This window comes from Pseudomonas sp. GW822-FHT05A08 (genome assembly GCF_058800485.1).
In genome coordinates this window covers 4702360-4718654 of the sequence record NZ_CM179511.1, presented here as the reverse complement: position 1 = coordinate 4718654, position 16295 = coordinate 4702360, and the positions used below count along the sequence as shown (strand labels likewise).

The window sequence follows — 16295 nt, the reverse complement described above, 5'->3', positions numbered from 1 at the left end:
TGCGGTTTTTTCGCCGCTGCCCCCAGACACGGGCGGACACATTCTGTTAGGATTCGCCATCCTCTTCTCATCTCCAGTCAGCGGGCCACCAGGCCATCGCTGATGTCGTCGTTTCCGGAGTTTTCCATGCTGTTGCCCATTCTGCTGTTGTCAGCCGCCGGTTTTACCGTGCTGACGACGGAGTTCATCATTGTCGGCCTGCTGCCTTCGATTGCCCGGGACCTTGCGGTCAGCGTGCCGCAGGCCGGCCTGCTGGTGACCTTGTTCGCCTTCACCGTGGCGGCGTTCGGACCGTTCCTGACGGCCTACTTTGCCCGCTTCCAGCGCAAGCGCCTGTTCATTTCGGTGCTGGTGATGTTCGGCCTGGCCAACACCCTGGCGGCGCTGGCGCCGAATATCTGGGTGATGGCGGTGGCGCGGTTGATCCCGGCGCTGGGCTTGCCGGTGTTCTGGGCTTTGGCCAGCGAAACCGCGGTGGACATCGTCGGCCCCGACTACGCCGGGCGGGCCATCGCCAAGATCGGCTTCGGCATCGTCTGCGCCACGGTGTTCGGCATTCCGGTGGGTACGCTGATTTCCGATGCCTTCGGCTGGCGCGCCGCGTTCGGCATCCTGGCGCTGGTGGCCTTTGCCAAGGCGTTGCTGCTGTATGTCTACCTGCCGCAGACCCGCGTGCACAACGAGCAGGCCAGCCTGCGCTCGCAGTTCGGCATCCTGCGCAGCCCCTTGATGCAGGGGCATGTGCTGCTGTCGATCCTGGTGTTCAGCGGCATGTTCACCGCCTACACCTACCTGGCGGATATCCTCGAGCGCCTGGCCGGTTTCAACGGCACGCTGGTCGGTTGGTGCCTGATGGGCTTCGGCGCGGTGGGGCTGATCGGCAACTCGCTGGGCGGCCGCGCGGTGGACCGCCATCCGTTGCTGGCCTCCATGGGCTTCTGCGCCTTGATGATCGGCAGCATGGTGGCGCTGGTGCCGAGCATCCACTCGCCGCTGGGCCTGGCCGCGGCCATGGGCATCTGGGGCGTGACCCAGGCGGCGCTGTTTCTGGTCAGCCATGTCCGCCTGATCAAGGCTGCGCCCCAGGCGCCGGCGTTTGCCGCTTCGCTGAACATCGCCGGAGCCAACCTGGGCATCGGCCTGGGCGCCATGGTCGGCGGCCGAGTGATCGACACCCTGGGGCTTGGCAGCCTGGGGTTCGCCGCCGCCGGTTTTATCCTGGTGTCGATCCTGCTGGCCCTGCTGTTGATGACCCTCAAGCCACAGGCCAGCTGCGCCTGACTCTCCTCAAGCGCCCATGGCGGTGAACAGCTCGCGGCGGGCGCCTTCGGTGATCGCCACGATGCCGGGGTGCTTGACTTTTCGTTCGACTGAAATGGCGTAGAACGACTCGCTGACCGCATCGGTCTGGCCGATCAGTTGCACGCCGTATTGGCGCCGCACTTCGTCGGCGATCACGCTGGGGCTGATAAAGATCCCGCTGCCCGACTGGCCGAATGCCTGCATCAAGGCGCTGTCGTCGAACTCACCGATGATCCTGGGTTGTATCTGCTGCTCGGCCAGCCAGCGCAGCAGCCGGCTGCGCACCACGGTTTCCTGCCCGGGAATCAGCAGCGGAGCGCCATGCAGGCTATGGGGAAAGTTCGTTCCATAGCGCTCGGCCAGTTCTTCGGTGGCGAAAAAACTGATGCCGCATTCGCCGAGTTTCTGGCTGTAGCCCTTGATATCCAGGTGCGAAGGCATGGGGCTGTCGGAAATCACCAGGTCCAGGCGCTGGATGGCCAGGTCGGCCAGCAGGCGTTCGAGTTTGTCCTCGCGGCAGGTGATGCGGATCGGTTCGTTCAGCTCCATGGTCGGGGCGATCAGGCGGTAGACGATCGATTTGGGCACCACATCGGCCACGCCGACCCGAAACAGGATCTGCTGTTCGTTGGGCTGGGCCTGGAACATGGCTTCCAGCTCGCCGCCGAGCTGGAACATCTGCTCGGCGTAGGGCAGGGTCTGGCGCCCGGCTTCGGTCAGTTCCAGTTGCCGGCCGACCCGGCGAAACAACTCGATGCCATAGGTTTGTTCGAGCAGGGTGATCTGGCCGCTGATGGTTTGTGGGGTCAGGTTCAGTTGCTCGCAGGCCCGGACGATGCTGCCGGTCTTGGCGACGACCCAGAAGTAGTGCAGTTGGCGATAGTTGAGCATGGCTGGCTTTGATTCGTAAAAATCGAAGTATAGCTGTTAAAAATACGAATTTTCCTGAAGTGTTCGGGTCCATAGAATGCCTCGCTATTGACGGGCCATCATCTCGGCCCGGTCCGTTCTAACGAGGAAAGCGCAATGACCTATAAATCCATCGCCGCATCGTTGCTGGCGTTGTCGTTGATCACCCTTGCCGGTTGCGAGCAGGCGGAAAAAAGCGCGCAGCAGCTGTTGGGCAAGGCCGCGGAAAACGCCAAGCAGGCGATCGACGACACGCACAAGGCTGCCGAACAGGCGATCAGCGACGCGACCCAAGGCTTGATCAGCAAGCAGGAAAAGCCGGCTGACGAGGCCAAAGAAGCCACCTCGTCGTCCCAGGAAATCTGATCTCCCATACCCCCGACTCAGGACTGAGCCATGGAATACCTTTTACAACTCGCCGCCAGCCCCACCGCCTGGGTCGCCCTGGCAACCCTGGTGGTCATGGAAATCGTGCTCGGCATCGATAACCTGATCTTCATTTCGATCCTGACCAACAAGCTGCCCGAGCAGCACCGGGCCAAGGCCCGGCGGATCGGTATCGGCATGGCCCTGATCCTGCGTCTGGCACTGCTCAGCACCATCGCCTTCATTGTGCAACTGACCGAGCCAGTGATTGATGTCTTCGGCCAGGTCTTTTCCTGGAAGGACATGATCCTGATTGCCGGCGGCCTGTTCCTGCTGTGGAAGGCCACCACGGAGATCCATCACAGCATGGACCCGGAGCCGCAGGACAGCAAAAGCGAGACCGCTGGCGTGTCCTTGGGGTTCGCCGCGGCGATCGGCCAGATCCTGATGCTGGACATGGTGTTCTCCATCGACAGCATCATCACCGCGGTCGGCATGACCGAGCACTTGCCGATCATGATCATTGCGGTGGTGGTGTCGGTACTGGTGATGTTGCTGGCGGCCGAGCCTCTGGCCAAGTTCATCAATGACAACCCGACGGTGGTCATGCTAGCCCTGGGCTTCCTGATCATGATCGGCATGACCCTGATCGCCGAAGGTTTCGGTGCCCATGTGCCAAAAGGTTATGTGTACGCGGCCATGGCTTTCTCGGCGGCTATCGAGGGGCTGAATATGCTGGCTCGTCGTGCCCGGCAGAAGCGGGTGGTGGCGGAGGCGGAAGTCGAAGCCTGATTTACGGCAATAACCGACGGCGGCCTGTGTTCAAGGACACAGGCCGCCGTTTTTTATTGGGCAGAAGAAAAAGTGCCAGTCAGTGCGCGGTGGCGTGATGCCGGGACGGTTTTGCGGTTTTCGCCGCGGGAGTCGGCAAACGCGGATGATGGTGCCGGCGAACGATCCGCAAGACACCCCAGAGCATGGCAGCGGCAACGGCCAGCCAGCCGCCGATCAGCATCAGGATTGTCGTTGTCAGGCTCATGTATGCCTCCTTGTTGCCCTGTCCAGGGCACACACTCTTCGCAATGGACAGTCTAGTCGCGGATGTGTTTCAAGCCATTGACCAATAGTCGAGTGTCATCGACCGCTTTGCTCTATGGGGCGCAAATTACCGCGGCTTAACGCTATACCCCTGCATCGCGGCGCCCTATGATCAGCGTTTCGGCCGGGGCTCCTGGCTTGGCGTCTGCACAAGAGAGTCATGATGGAACGGATGTTTCTGCGATTTCGAACACTGTTGTTGGCGGGCGCTTGCGCCCTGACGCTGGCCGGTTGCGCCAGCAGCGTGCAGCCGGAGATTCAGCGCCTGCCCGAGCGGGTGGAACTCAACGGCGTGCCGTTTTTCCGCGGCGAAACCTATCAGAGCGGCCCGGGCACCCTGGCCAGCATGCTGTCCCAGCAAGGCATCGCGATCACCCCAGGTCTGCTGGACAAGCCGCTGCATCTGCCAGGCGCCGAGGCGAAGTTGCAGCAGAACATGCTGACCCTGGCGCGTGAGTACGGGATGGTGGTCTATCCGCTGGACGACAATTTATCGGCGCTGCTGACTCAGGTTGCCGCCGGATACCCGGTGATGGTGCGTTACACCGAAGGTTCGGCGTTCTGGGCCGAACCTCGTTATGCCGTGCTAGCGGGCTATAACCGGCATAAACAGACGGTGCTGCTGCGAGCGGGAATGAATCGTCGTCTGTTGATGGACTTTGCCAAGTTCGAGTCGGCCTGGAGCAGTGCGGGGCACTGGGCGGTGTTGATTCAGGGGCCGACCCAGGTGCCAGCCCAGGTCGATCGCCAGCGTTGGTTGAAGGCAGCCGATGAGTTGGCCCAGGCCGGGCAGGAGAACGCGGCGGCACGGGCGACCAAGGCGTTGAGCGCGAACTGAGGTTGCAGAAACGCTGACGGCGCCCAGGGGCGCCGTCTTTGAAAGGGCCGCGATCGACAGATCCGCGGCCTTTTTTGTGTCTGCCAGCTTCTATTCGGCAGTCTGGGCGACACCGCTCTGACGGCTTTTCAGGTTTTTGCCGGCCTTGTAGCTCAAGGCGGCATTCGGTACCGAGCCGCTTTTACCGGTTTCCAGCCACTGGCGGATACGGCTGGCATCGGCGAAGTGCGTGTATTTGCCAAAGGCGTCGAGAATCACCAGGGCCACCGGGCGATTGCTCATGCTGGTCACCAGTACCAGGCAGTGGCCTGCTTCATCGGTAAAGCCGGTCTTGGTCAGCTTGATGTCCCAGTTGGCCCTGTTGACCAGGTGATCGGTGTTGCGAAAGCCCAGGGTGTAGTTGGGTTTGCGGAACGCCACGGTCTTTTCCTTGGTGGTGCTCAGCTCGCTCAGCAGCGGGTATTTGCGCGCCGCCAGCAACAGTTTGCTCAGGTCGCGGGCGGTGGACACGTTATGGACCGACAGGCCGGTCGGCTCGACATAGTGCGTGCTGGTCATGCCCAGTGCCTTGGCCTTGGCGTTCATGGCGGCAATAAAGGCTGCGTACCCGCCCGGGTAGTGGTGGGCGAGGCTGGCGGCGGCACGGTTTTCCGACGACATCAGGGCGATCAGCAGCATCTCTTTGCGCGGGAGTTCGCTCTTGAGCTTGACCCGGGAAAACACGCCTTTCATTTCCGGGGTGTTGCTGATGTCCACGGAAATGTACTCATCCAGTGGTTGTTTGGCGTCGAGTACGATCAGACCGGTCATCAGCTTGGTCACCGAAGCGATGGGCACGACCACGTCGGGGTTGCTGGAATAGATGACCTTGTTGGTCTGCAGATCCAGGAGCATGGCGCTGCCGGAGGCGATGTGCAGTTGGGAGGGGTCGCGTGGCGCTTCGGTGGTTTCGCGAGCGACGGCGCTCTGCGCGATAAAGGTGCCTGTAAATGCAAAAAATAGGCTCAGGATAGAAAGACGGATTTTCACGCGGGCGGACTCATGAAGTGGATATGCCGTTCTGCAACGGGCTGCTTTCAGAAAAACGTTACATTTTATGAGTATGTGCCAGGAAAGAGCTACACGCCCGTAGGTAAAGGGCTTCAGGTAAATTAAATTTCATCCTGTATCAGTTTTGTATCAGTTCGGTTCCCTCCTTTCTGATGAGTTATCGTCACTGCAAGCGGGGGCTACTCGCTTCAGGCTTTCGGCGAGCAGAAACAAAGAACCCCGCCAGTGGCGGGGTTCTTTTATCCGGGCTATTTCCCAGCGTCAGTCGTGCAGCGTTTCTGCCGCATACAAGGTGTTTTCCAGCAGGCAGGCGCGAGTCATCGGGCCAACACCGCCCGGTACCGGGGTGATCCAGCCGGCGCGGGGCAGGGCGGTCTCGTAGACCACGTCGCCCACCAGCTTGCCGTCTTCCTGGCGGTTGATGCCGACGTCGATGACGATGGCGCCTTCCTTGATCCACTCACCCTTGACCAGGCCCGGCTTGCCGGCGGCCACGACCACCAGGTCGGCACGCCCGACGTGGCCGGCCAGATCCTTGGTGAAGCGGTGGGTAACGGTAACGGTGCAGCCGGCGAGCAGCAGCTCCATCGCCATCGGGCGCCCGACGATGTTGGACGCACCGACCACTACCGCATCCATGCCGTACAGATCGGCACCGGTGCTTTCCAGCAGGGTCATGATGCCTTTCGGCGTGCATGGGCGTAGCAGAGGGATACGTTGGGCCAGGCGGCCGACGTTATAAGGATGGAAACCATCCACGTCTTTATCCGGGCGGATGCGCTCCAGCAGCTTGGAGGCATCGAGGTGTTCGGGCAGTGGCAGTTGCAGCAGGACGCCATCGATGTTCGGGTCATCGTTGAGGCGGTCGATCAGGCCGGCCAGTGCTTCTTGAGTGGTGTCAGAAGGTAAGTCATAGGCTTGTGAAAGAAAGCCGACCTCTTCGCAGTCTTTACGCTTGTGCGAGACATAAACCTGAGAGGCCGGGTCGCTGCCGACCAGGATCACCGCGAGGCCTGGAGTACGCAGGCCTTGCTGGCGACGCTCGGCGACACGTTTGGCGATCTGCTGGCGCAGGCTAGCGGCGATCGCTTTGCCGTCGATTAGTTGTGCAGTCATGACGCGTGATTAACCATCGAGAGGGAGAGAAAAAGAGAACGCATTCTCGCATGCCAGGACGTGAGGGCAAAGGCGCTTGGTCTGCAAATTCCCCTAACTCCTTTAATTAAATGAATTTTTTTCAAAAAAGAGTTGACGACCTAACGGCTCGTCTATAACATTCGTCGCACTTGTCGGGCACAGCCTAGCACTGGTTAAGAAGGTCGGGCAGAGTTGATGTTTAACTCGTAACGACTGAAAGCACTTAGTTTGTAATCATTAAAGAATACAGATTAATAAGGCGCCCGTAGCTCAGCTGGATAGAGCATCCGCCTTCTAAGCGGATGGTCGCAGGTTCGAGTCCTGCCGGGTGCGCCATTAGGCAGCTTTGGCACAGGTAACGCAACAACGCAATATGGTGGGCGTAGCTCAGTTGGTAGAGCACAGGATTGTGACTCCTGTTGTCGTGGGTTCGATCCCCATCGTCCACCCCATATTCCGAAAGGCGCCAGATTAATAGTCTGGCGCCTTTGCTTTAAAAGCTTGATACGCGGACGTGGTGGAATTGGTAGACACACTGGATTTAGGTTCCAGCGCCGCAAGGTGTAAGAGTTCGAGTCTCTTCGTCCGCACCAATTAAGTAGCTATTTATATAGCAGATAACGGCGCAGCACCTGAAAAGGGCTGCGCCGTTTTCGTTTCAGAAGTCTGTATTTCCAGCAGGTCGCAGGTGGTGGGCCGGGGAGGCGACGAAACACTCGTCCTTTTGTCGCTGGAATGCTGAAGGTTTACCGGTCGGGCTGTGGTTTGGTCCGGTCATCCGGGGTGTGACGCGCCGTTCCTTCTATATATAGAAGCACGGGTGCAGAGGCCCTGGTTTGATTCGCTGTATTTGCTCTCAGGGCGCGGCTCAACCGTTGGTCCCCGCCTTTAAATCGCCAGCTGTTTTTTTACCCGTTTTCAGTAGGGTGACTTCTTGAGTTTGACCCACTAGAATGCATGCCCTTGATTCTGGGGTCGGAAACGGCCGGCTAACGTCTGTGCAACGAGGAATATCCATGCAAGTTTCTGTTGAAAATACTTCTGCTCTTGAGCGCCGCATGAGCATCACCGTGCCGGCTGAGCGCATCGAGACACAGGTCAACAAGCGTCTGCAGCAGACTGCCCAAAAGGCCAAGATTCCAGGCTTCCGTCCTGGCAAAGTCCCAATGAGCGTGATCCGTCAGCGTTATGAAGCTGATGCGCGTCAAGAAGCTGTGGGCGACGTGATCCAGGCTTCCTTCTACGAAGCTGTTGTCGAGCAGAAGCTGAACCCGGCTGGCGCTCCTTCGGTTGAGCCAAAGGTTCTGGAGAAGGGCAAGGATCTGGAATACGTTGCAACCTTCGAAGTGTTCCCTGAGTTCACCGTTGCTGGTTTCGAGTCCATCGCTGTTGAGCGCCTGAGCGCTGACGTGGCTGATGCCGACCTGGACAACATGCTGGAAATCCTGCGCAAGCAGAACATTCGCTTCGAAGTGGCCGACCGCGCCGCCCAGAACGAAGACCAACTGAACATCGATTTCGTCGGCAAGGTCGACGGTGAAGTGTTCGCTGGCGGTTCCGCCAAGGGTACTCAGCTGGTGCTGGGTTCCGGCCGCATGATCCCAGGCTTCGAAGAAGGCCTGGTTGGCGCCAAAGCGGGTGAAGAGCGTGTTCTGAACCTGACTTTCCCAGAGAACTACCAGAACCTGGACCTGGCTAACAAAACCGCCGAGTTCACTGTCACCGTCAACACCGTTTCCGAGCCTAAGCTGCCAGAGCTGACCGAAGAGTTCTTCGCTCAATTTGGTATCAAAGAAGCCGGTCTGGAAGGTTTCCGCGCCGAAGTTCGCAAGAACATGGAGCGCGAACTGCGTCAGGCCATCAAGTCCAAGGTCAAGAACCAGGTAATGGACGGCCTGCTGGCTGCCAACCCGATCGAAGTGCCTAAGGCTCTGCTGGACAACGAAGTGAACCGTCTGCGCGTTCAGGCCGTTCAACAGTTCGGTGGCAACATCAAGCCTGATCAACTGCCGGCCGAGCTGTTCGAAGAGCAAGCCAAGCGTCGCGTTGTACTGGGTCTGATCGTGGCCGAAGTGGTCAAGCAATTCGACCTCAAGCCTGACGAAGCCCGCGTGCGTGAGCTGATTCAGGAAATGGCTTCTGCTTACCAAGAGCCAGAGCAGGTCGTGTCCTGGTACTACAAGAACGAGCAGCAACTGAACGAAGTCCGTTCGGTTGTGCTGGAAGAACAAGTTGTGGATACTGTTCTGCAGAAAGCTAGCGTGACCGACAAATCGGTCTCTTACGAAGAAGCGGTCAAGCCGGTAGAAGCACCACAAGCCGACTGATTTTTTACTCGTTCGAAAATACACACCATAAGCCAGCCTTCGCGCTGGCTTATGCGTATTCAAGACATGACTATTTGGGAGTGACTGCAGGACATGTCCCGCAATTCTTATTATCAGCAGAGCTCTGACATCCAGGCCGCAGGCGGCCTGGTCCCGATGGTTATCGAGCAGTCCGCCCGTGGCGAACGCGCCTATGACATCTACTCGCGCCTCCTCAAGGAGCGGGTGATCTTCCTGATTGGCCCGGTAGAAGACTACATGGCCAACCTGGTCGCGGCACAATTGCTCTTCCTTGAAGCGGAAAACCCGGACAAGGACATCCATCTCTATATCAACTCGCCAGGCGGTTCGGTGACAGCAGGCATGTCGATCTACGACACCATGCAATTCATCAAGCCGGACGTTTCCACCATCTGCATCGGCCAGGCCTGCAGCATGGGGGCCTTCCTGCTCGCCGGTGGCGCAGCGGGCAAGCGTCATTGCCTGCCTAACTCGCGGATGATGATTCACCAGCCATTGGGCGGTTTCCAGGGTCAGGCATCGGATATCGACATCCATGCCAAGGAAATCCTGCACATCCGTTCGCGTCTGAACTCGCTGCTGGCTCATCACACCGGTCAGAGCCTCGAGACCATCGAGCGCGACACCGAGCGCGACAACTTCATGAGCGCAGAGCGTGCGGCTGAATACGGCCTGATTGACTCCGTGATCACCAAGCGTCAAATGCCTGCCTAAGCAACTCAAATGTAGGTGGTTGGTTTAACCGGCCACCTGTGGGCCTTGAAAAAGCCCGCAATTGCCTTCATCTTGTGTTGCAAGCCTATCGGATTTGGATCGATCGAATGACTGACACCCGCAACGGCGAGGACAACGGCAAACTGCTTTATTGCTCCTTCTGTGGCAAAAGCCAGCATGAAGTACGCAAATTGATTGCCGGCCCCTCGGTCTTTATCTGCGACGAGTGCGTCGACCTGTGCAATGACATCATCCGTGAGGAGGTGCAGGAAGCACAGGCCGAAAGCAGCGCGCATAAATTGCCTTCGCCTAAAGAAATCAGCGGCATCCTTGATCAGTATGTGATTGGTCAGGAACGTGCGAAAAAGGTTCTGGCAGTAGCGGTATACAACCACTACAAGCGCCTCAACCAGCGTGACAAGAAGAATGACGAGGTCGAACTGGGCAAGAGCAACATCTTGCTGATCGGCCCTACAGGTTCGGGCAAGACTCTGCTGGCAGAGACCCTGGCACGCCTGTTGAATGTACCGTTCACCATTGCCGACGCCACCACCTTGACCGAAGCCGGTTATGTGGGTGAGGACGTCGAGAACATCATTCAGAAACTGCTGCAGAAGTGCGATTACGATGTAGAGAAAGCTCAAATGGGCATCGTCTATATCGATGAAATCGACAAGATTTCCCGCAAGTCTGACAACCCTTCGATTACCCGTGACGTTTCGGGTGAAGGCGTTCAGCAGGCCCTGTTGAAACTGATCGAAGGTACTGTGGCTTCCGTTCCGCCTCAAGGTGGGCGCAAGCATCCGCAGCAAGAGTTCCTGCAGGTCGATACACGCAACATCCTGTTCATCTGCGGTGGTGCGTTCTCGGGTCTGGAAAAGGTTATTCAGAACCGTTCGACTCGCGGCGGCATCGGCTTCAATGCCGAAGTACGCAGCAAGGAAGAGGGCAAGAAGGTCGGTGAATCCCTGCGTGAAGTCGAACCGGACGATCTGGTCAAGTTCGGCCTGATTCCGGAGTTCGTGGGTCGTCTGCCGGTTCTGGCAACCTTGGACGAGTTGGATGAAGCCGCGCTGATCCAGATCCTCACCGAGCCGAAGAACGCCTTGACCAAGCAGTATGCCAAGCTGTTCGAGATGGAAGGCGTCGATCTGGAGTTCCGTACCGATGCCCTCAAGTCGGTCGCCAAGCGTGCGCTTGAGCGCAAGACCGGTGCTCGCGGATTGCGTTCGATCCTCGAAGGCGTGTTGCTCGACACTATGTACGAAATCCCCTCGCAGTCCGAGGTAAGTAAAGTAGTGATCGACGAAAGCGTTATAGAAGGCAAGTCCAAGCCACTGTATATCTATGAAAACAGTGAGCCGACTGCCAAGGCAGCCCCGGACGCCTAAGCGCCGGACTGCTGGTTTGACAGAAGGGGCCTTAGGGCCCCTTTGCTTTTACTGCCTTTAAAGTACTGTCTTTGAGCTTGTTTTTTTTCGAGGCAGCCCCCATCTTGGTTTCAAGCTTACTTCCATCTGTTTACGGCCTTATGGCCGCCGTAGAGGCGAAATCATGAAGACAACCATCGAATTGCCTCTCCTGCCATTGCGTGATGTCGTGGTTTATCCGCACATGGTTATCCCGCTGTTCGTGGGGCGCGAGAAGTCTATCGAAGCCCTCGAGGCCGCGATGACGGGCGACAAGCAGATTCTTCTGTTGGCTCAGAAAAATCCTGCTGATGATGATCCCGGTGAAGATGCACTCTATCGCGTAGGTACCATTGCCACTGTTCTGCAATTGCTCAAGTTGCCCGACGGCACCGTCAAAGTACTGGTCGAGGGCGAGCAGCGGGGCGCTGTGGAGCGTTTCAGCGAAGTGGATGGCCACTGCCGTGCCGAAGTCTCCCTGATTGACGAGGTGGACGCTCCTGAGCGCGAGTCGGAAGTCTTTGTCCGCAGTCTGCTGTCCCAGTTCGAGCAGTACGTGCAGTTGGGCAAGAAAGTCCCCGCCGAAGTGCTGTCGTCCCTCAACAGCATCGATGAGCCGAGCCGCCTGGTAGATACCATGGCCGCCCATATGGCGCTGAAGATCGAGCAGAAGCAGGAAATTCTCGAAATCATCGACCTGTCGGCGCGTGTCGAACACGTGCTGGCGTTGCTGGATGCGGAAATCGATCTGTTGCAGGTCGAGAAGCGCATTCGCGGTCGCGTGAAGAAACAAATGGAGCGCAGCCAGCGCGAGTACTACCTGAATGAGCAGATGAAGGCCATTCAGAAAGAGCTGGGCGACGGTGACGAAGGTCACAACGAAGTCGAAGAGCTGAAAAAGCGCATCGACGCCGCCGGCTTGCCAAAGGATGCCCTGGCCAAGGCCCAGGCCGAGCTGAACAAGCTCAAGCAAATGTCGCCGATGTCGGCTGAAGCCACAGTGGTGCGTTCGTACATCGACTGGCTGGTTCAGGTGCCCTGGAAGGCCCAAAGCAAGGTTCGCCTGGACCTGGCGCGTGCCGAAGACATCCTCGACGCCGACCACTATGGCCTGGAAGAAGTCAAAGAGCGGATTCTCGAATACCTCGCCGTGCAAAAGCGCGTGAAGAAGATTCGTGGTCCGGTACTGTGCCTGGTCGGACCTCCAGGGGTCGGTAAAACCTCCCTGGCAGAGTCGATTGCTCACGCCACTAACCGTAAATTCGTACGCATGGCCCTTGGCGGCGTGCGCGATGAAGCGGAAATTCGCGGCCATCGTCGTACCTATATTGGTTCGATGCCGGGAAGATTGATTCAAAAGATGACAAAGGTGGGCGTTCGCAACCCGCTGTTCCTGCTCGATGAAATCGACAAGATGGGCAGCGATATGCGCGGCGATCCGGCTTCGGCATTGCTCGAAGTGCTCGATCCCGAGCAGAACCACAACTTCAACGACCACTATCTGGAAGTCGATTACGACCTCTCCGATGTGATGTTCCTTTGCACCTCCAACTCGATGAATATTCCGCCAGCGTTGCTGGACCGGATGGAGGTGATTCGTCTGCCGGGTTACACCGAGGACGAGAAGATCAACATCGCGGTCAAATACCTGTCGCCGAAGCAGATCCAGGCCAACGGCCTGAAGAAAGGCGAGCTGGAGTTCGACGAAGAAGCGATTCGCGACATCATCCGCTACTACACCCGCGAAGCCGGTGTCCGTGGGCTGGAACGCCAGATCGCCAAGGTTTGCCGCAAGGCGGTGAAGGAGCATGCGCTGGAAAAACGCTTCTCGGTGAAGGTCACTTCCGACCTGCTGGAGCACTTCCTCGGCGTGCGCAAATTCCGCTACGGCCTGGCCGAGCAACAGGATCAGATCGGTCAGGTAACGGGCCTGGCCTGGACCCAGGTCGGTGGCGAGCTACTGACCATCGAAGCCGCCGTGGTACCTGGCAAAGGTCAGTTGATCAAGACCGGTTCGCTGGGCGACGTGATGGTCGAATCGATCACCGCGGCACTGACGGTGGTGCGCAGCCGTGCGAAGAGCCTGGGAATCCCCCTGGACTTCCACGAGAAGCGCGACACCCATATCCATATGCCGGAAGGGGCGACCCCGAAAGACGGCCCTAGCGCTGGCGTAGGCATGTGCACGGCCCTGGTTTCTGCACTGACCGGTATTCCGGTGCGGGCTGATGTGGCTATGACCGGGGAAATCACCCTGCGTGGTCAGGTGTTGGCTATCGGTGGTTTGAAAGAGAAACTTCTTGCAGCACATCGTGGTGGAATCAAGACCGTCATCATTCCAGAAGAGAATGTGCGCGATTTGAAGGAAATTCCTGACAATATCAAGCAGGATCTGCAAATTAAGCCAGTTAAATGGATTGACGAAGTCCTCCAAATTGCGCTGCAATACGCGCCGGAGCCCTTGCCGGATGTGGCTCCAGAGATAGTTGCAAAGGATGAAAAACGCGAGTCTGACTCTAAGGAAAGAATTAGCACGCATTAGTACCCATTAGCCTGGGGGGCTTCCTTGACAGCTTTTTAGAGCCCTTGTTATAAAGCGGCTCTTAAGTGTCTGTAGGCCATTCAGCACTGGTTTTTGCTTTCACCAAAAAACTTAGAATCATACTCAAATAGATATATAAGGGGACTTAGAGTGAACAAGTCGGAACTGATTGATGCTATCGCTGCATCTGCTGATATCCCGAAAGCTGCTGCTGGCCGTGCGCTGGATGCAGTAATCGAATCCGTCACTGGCGCTCTTAAGGCTGGCGACTCCGTTGTACTGGTTGGTTTCGGTACTTTCTCTGTTACCGATCGTCCTGCTCGCATTGGTCGTAACCCACAGACCGGTAAGACGCTGGAAATCGCTGCAGCCAAAAAACCAGGTTTCAAAGCCGGTAAAGCACTGAAAGAAGCCGTTAACTAAGCTTCCTTCAAGCCTTTGCCTACCCGGGTCGGGGTCTTTCCCGACCTGGCAGCGGAGCGGTAGGGCAGCCGGTTAGAAATCCGGTTTGTCACATCGGGGATCGAAGGTTCGAACCCCTGTCCGCTCCGCCAGTTACGAGAAAGGCGCATCCTCGGATGCGCCTTTCTTCTATCCGGACTCTACCCACGCTCCACGGTTGCTTAATTTGAAGTACAACCGTTTCTGGGGGACGCATGCTGCAGAATATCAGGGACAATTCACAAGGCTGGATTGCCAAGACCATTATCGGGGTCATCGTCGCACTGATGGCGCTGACCGGTTTCGATGCCATTTTTCAAGCCACTTCCACCAGTCAGGACGCGGCCAAGGTCAATGGCGAAGAAATCACCCAGAATGAGCTGAGCCAGGCGGTTGATATGCAACGCCGCCAGCTCATGCAACAACTGGGCAAGGATTTCGACGCTTCCTTGCTCGACGAGAAGCTGCTGCGTGAAGCCGCTCTCAAAGGTCTGATCGACCGCAAGCTGCTGCTGCAGGGCGCGGAAAACTCCAAGTTCGCTTTCTCTGACGCCGCTCTGGATCAAGTGATCCTGCAAACGCCGGAATTCCTGGTGGACGGCAAGTTCAGCCCTGAGCGTTTCGACCAGGTGATCCGTCAGCTGGGTTATAGCCGGATGCAGTTCCGTCAGATGCTGGCGCAGGAAATGCTGATCGGCCAGGTACGCGCCGGTCTGGCTGGCAGCGGTTTCGTGACCGATGCCCAGGTGCTGGCATTCGCTCGTCTGGAAAAGCAGACCCGCGATTACGCTTCCCTGACCATCAAGGCCGACCCCGCGGCAGTCAAGCTGACCGACGATGAGGTCAAGGCTTACTACGACGAACACGCCAAGGAATTCATGTCGCCGGACCAGGTGGTTATCGACTATCTGGAGTTGAAGAAGGCTTCTTTCTTCGATCAGGTCAGCGTCAAGGACGAAGACCTGCAGGCGCTGTATCAGAAAGAAACCGCTAACCTGTCCGAGCAGCGTCGTGCCGCGCACATCCTGATCGAAGTGAACGACAAGGTGAACGAAGCGCAGGCCAAGGCCAAGATCGAAGAGATCCAGGCGCGTCTGGCCAAGGGCGAAAGCTTCGAGGCGCTGGCCAAGGAGTTCTCCCAGGATCCGGGTTCGGCGAACAACGGTGGTGACCTCGGTTATGCCGGCCCTGGCGTCTATGACCCGGCCTTCGAGGAAGCGCTGTACGCCTTGAACAAGGACCAGGTATCGGCACCGGTACGCACCGGTTTCGGTTTCCACCTGATCAAGCTGCTGGGCGTCGAGGCACCTGAAGTGCCAAGTTTCGCCAGCCTGAAAGACAAGCTGACCCGCGAGCTGAAAACCCAGCAGGTCGAGCAACGTTTTGTCGAGGCGACCAAGCAGCTGGAAGACTCCTCGTTCGAAGCCTCGGATCTGGCCCAGCCGGCTCAAGAGCTGAAACTGACCGTACACACTTCCGCACCGTTCGGGCGTGAAGGGGGCGAGGGCATCGCCGCCAACCGCGCCGTGATTCAGGCTGCTTTCAGCCCTGAAGTGCTGGATGAGGGTGCCAACAGCACCGCTATCGAGCTGGACCCGGAAACCGTAGTGGTCCTGCGCGCCAAAGAGCACCGCAAGCCAGAGCAGCTGCCGTTGGAAAGCGTCGCCAGCAGCATCCGCGCGCAATTGGCCAAGGAGCACGCCAGTGCTGCCGCCAAGGCCAAGGCCGATGCCTTGATCGCCAGCCTGCGTGAAGGCAAGACTGCGCTGAAGGCGCCTGTCGACGGTCAGAGCTGGAAGGTTTCCGAAGCGGTGACCCGTGGCCAGGAAGGCGTCGAGCCGATCGTGCTGCAGACCCTGTTCCGCATGGCCAAGCCAGCGGCCAAGGACAAGCCGACCTTCAGCAGCGTGACGCTGCCGAACGGCAGCCTGGTGGTCTTGCAACTGAGTGGTGTGAACGAAGCCGCTGCTCCAACCGATGAAGAGAAGGCTCAGTACCGTCGCTTCCTCGCGTCGCGTGTGGGTCAGCAAGACTTCGCCGCGTACCGCAAGCAGTTGGAAAACCAGGCTGACATCAAGCGCTTCTGATGCCCGACTGAAGTAACAAACAGGGACCCCGGCCAACGCGCCGGGGTTTTTGTT

At 58.2% G+C, this 16295-nt stretch carries 14 protein-coding genes and 3 tRNA genes; 13 read left to right on the top strand and 4 right to left on the bottom strand.

Annotation, left to right across the window (positions count from 1 at the left end):
- Positions 1-126 precede the first annotated feature (126 nt).
- Positions 127-1281, top strand: coding sequence for an MFS transporter (locus AC3RCP_RS21115; RefSeq protein WP_492570938.1), 1155 nt, complete (start codon positions 127-129; stop codon positions 1279-1281).
- 6 nt (positions 1282-1287) lie between these two features.
- Here the strand turns inward: AC3RCP_RS21115 and nhaR are convergent, their stop codons facing one another.
- The gene (nhaR, locus tag AC3RCP_RS21110; protein ID WP_101338517.1) at positions 1288-2193 is read right to left on the bottom strand and encodes a transcriptional activator NhaR; all 906 of its coding nucleotides are present in this window, start codon (positions 2191-2193) and stop codon (positions 1288-1290) included.
- Positions 2194-2328: 135 nt separating this feature from the next.
- On the opposite strand from nhaR, the gene AC3RCP_RS21105 reads away from it, so the two are divergent.
- Both AC3RCP_RS21105 and AC3RCP_RS21100 read left to right on the top strand, forming a co-directional pair.
- On the top strand, positions 2329-2577 hold the full coding sequence (locus tag AC3RCP_RS21105; RefSeq protein WP_009044657.1) for a hypothetical protein: 249 nt from the start codon (positions 2329-2331) through the stop codon (positions 2575-2577).
- 30 nt (positions 2578-2607) lie between these two features.
- Entirely contained in the window at positions 2608-3369 is a 762-nt protein-coding gene (locus AC3RCP_RS21100; protein WP_025804782.1) for a TerC family protein, read from the top strand.
- Between the two features lie 79 nt (positions 3370-3448).
- On the opposite strand, the gene AC3RCP_RS21095 is transcribed toward AC3RCP_RS21100, so the two are convergent.
- The gene (locus AC3RCP_RS21095; protein ID WP_007927216.1) at positions 3449-3616 is read right to left on the bottom strand and encodes a hypothetical protein; all 168 of its coding nucleotides are present in this window, start codon (positions 3614-3616) and stop codon (positions 3449-3451) included.
- A gap of 222 nt (positions 3617-3838) precedes the next feature.
- Between AC3RCP_RS21095 and AC3RCP_RS21090 the strand changes: the two genes are divergently transcribed.
- Positions 3839-4513: a PA2778 family cysteine peptidase gene (locus tag AC3RCP_RS21090; RefSeq protein ID WP_101338516.1), complete on the top strand. Its 675-nt coding sequence runs from the start codon at positions 3839-3841 to the stop codon at positions 4511-4513.
- Between the two features lie 90 nt (positions 4514-4603).
- Here AC3RCP_RS21090 and pbpG read toward each other — a convergent pair whose 3' ends face one another.
- A complete protein-coding gene (pbpG, locus tag AC3RCP_RS21085) occupies positions 4604-5542 on the bottom strand; it encodes a D-alanyl-D-alanine endopeptidase (RefSeq protein ID WP_101338515.1) in 939 nt (312 codons plus the stop codon).
- A gap of 282 nt (positions 5543-5824) precedes the next feature.
- Positions 5825-6679 (bottom strand): bifunctional methylenetetrahydrofolate dehydrogenase/methenyltetrahydrofolate cyclohydrolase FolD, encoded by an 855-nt coding sequence (folD, locus tag AC3RCP_RS21080; RefSeq protein ID WP_007927213.1) that lies wholly within the window; start codon positions 6677-6679, stop codon positions 5825-5827.
- 280 nt (positions 6680-6959) lie between these two features.
- On the opposite strand from folD, the gene AC3RCP_RS21075 reads away from it, so the two are divergent.
- From AC3RCP_RS21075 to AC3RCP_RS21035, 9 genes are all read left to right on the top strand, one after another.
- A tRNA-Arg gene (locus AC3RCP_RS21075) sits at positions 6960-7036 on the top strand.
- Between the two features lie 40 nt (positions 7037-7076).
- A tRNA-His gene (locus tag AC3RCP_RS21070) sits at positions 7077-7152 on the top strand.
- A 56-nt stretch (positions 7153-7208) separates the two neighbouring features.
- A tRNA-Leu gene (locus tag AC3RCP_RS21065) sits at positions 7209-7293 on the top strand.
- Positions 7294-7716: 423 nt separating this feature from the next.
- Positions 7717-9027 carry a trigger factor gene (tig, locus tag AC3RCP_RS21060; protein ID WP_492570939.1) on the top strand — a complete coding sequence of 437 codons (1311 nt, stop codon included), beginning with the start codon at positions 7717-7719 and terminating at the stop codon, positions 9025-9027.
- Between the two features lie 93 nt (positions 9028-9120).
- Complete coding sequence (clpP, locus tag AC3RCP_RS21055) at positions 9121-9762, top strand: ATP-dependent Clp endopeptidase proteolytic subunit ClpP (protein WP_007927205.1); 642 nt, start codon at positions 9121-9123, stop codon at positions 9760-9762.
- Between the two features lie 107 nt (positions 9763-9869).
- A complete protein-coding gene (gene clpX / locus AC3RCP_RS21050) occupies positions 9870-11153 on the top strand; it encodes an ATP-dependent Clp protease ATP-binding subunit ClpX (protein ID WP_007927204.1) in 1284 nt (427 codons plus the stop codon).
- Positions 11154-11316: 163 nt separating this feature from the next.
- Positions 11317-13713, top strand: a complete 2397-nt coding sequence (lon, locus tag AC3RCP_RS21045; protein WP_009044652.1) for an endopeptidase La — start codon at positions 11317-11319, stop codon at positions 13711-13713.
- A 93-nt stretch (positions 13714-13806) separates the two neighbouring features.
- A complete protein-coding gene (locus tag AC3RCP_RS21040) occupies positions 13807-14136 on the top strand; it encodes an HU family DNA-binding protein (RefSeq protein ID WP_020296819.1) in 330 nt (109 codons plus the stop codon).
- A gap of 233 nt (positions 14137-14369) precedes the next feature.
- Positions 14370-16241, top strand: coding sequence for a SurA N-terminal domain-containing protein (locus AC3RCP_RS21035; RefSeq protein WP_492570940.1), 1872 nt, complete (start codon positions 14370-14372; stop codon positions 16239-16241).
- Positions 16242-16295 lie beyond the last annotated feature (54 nt).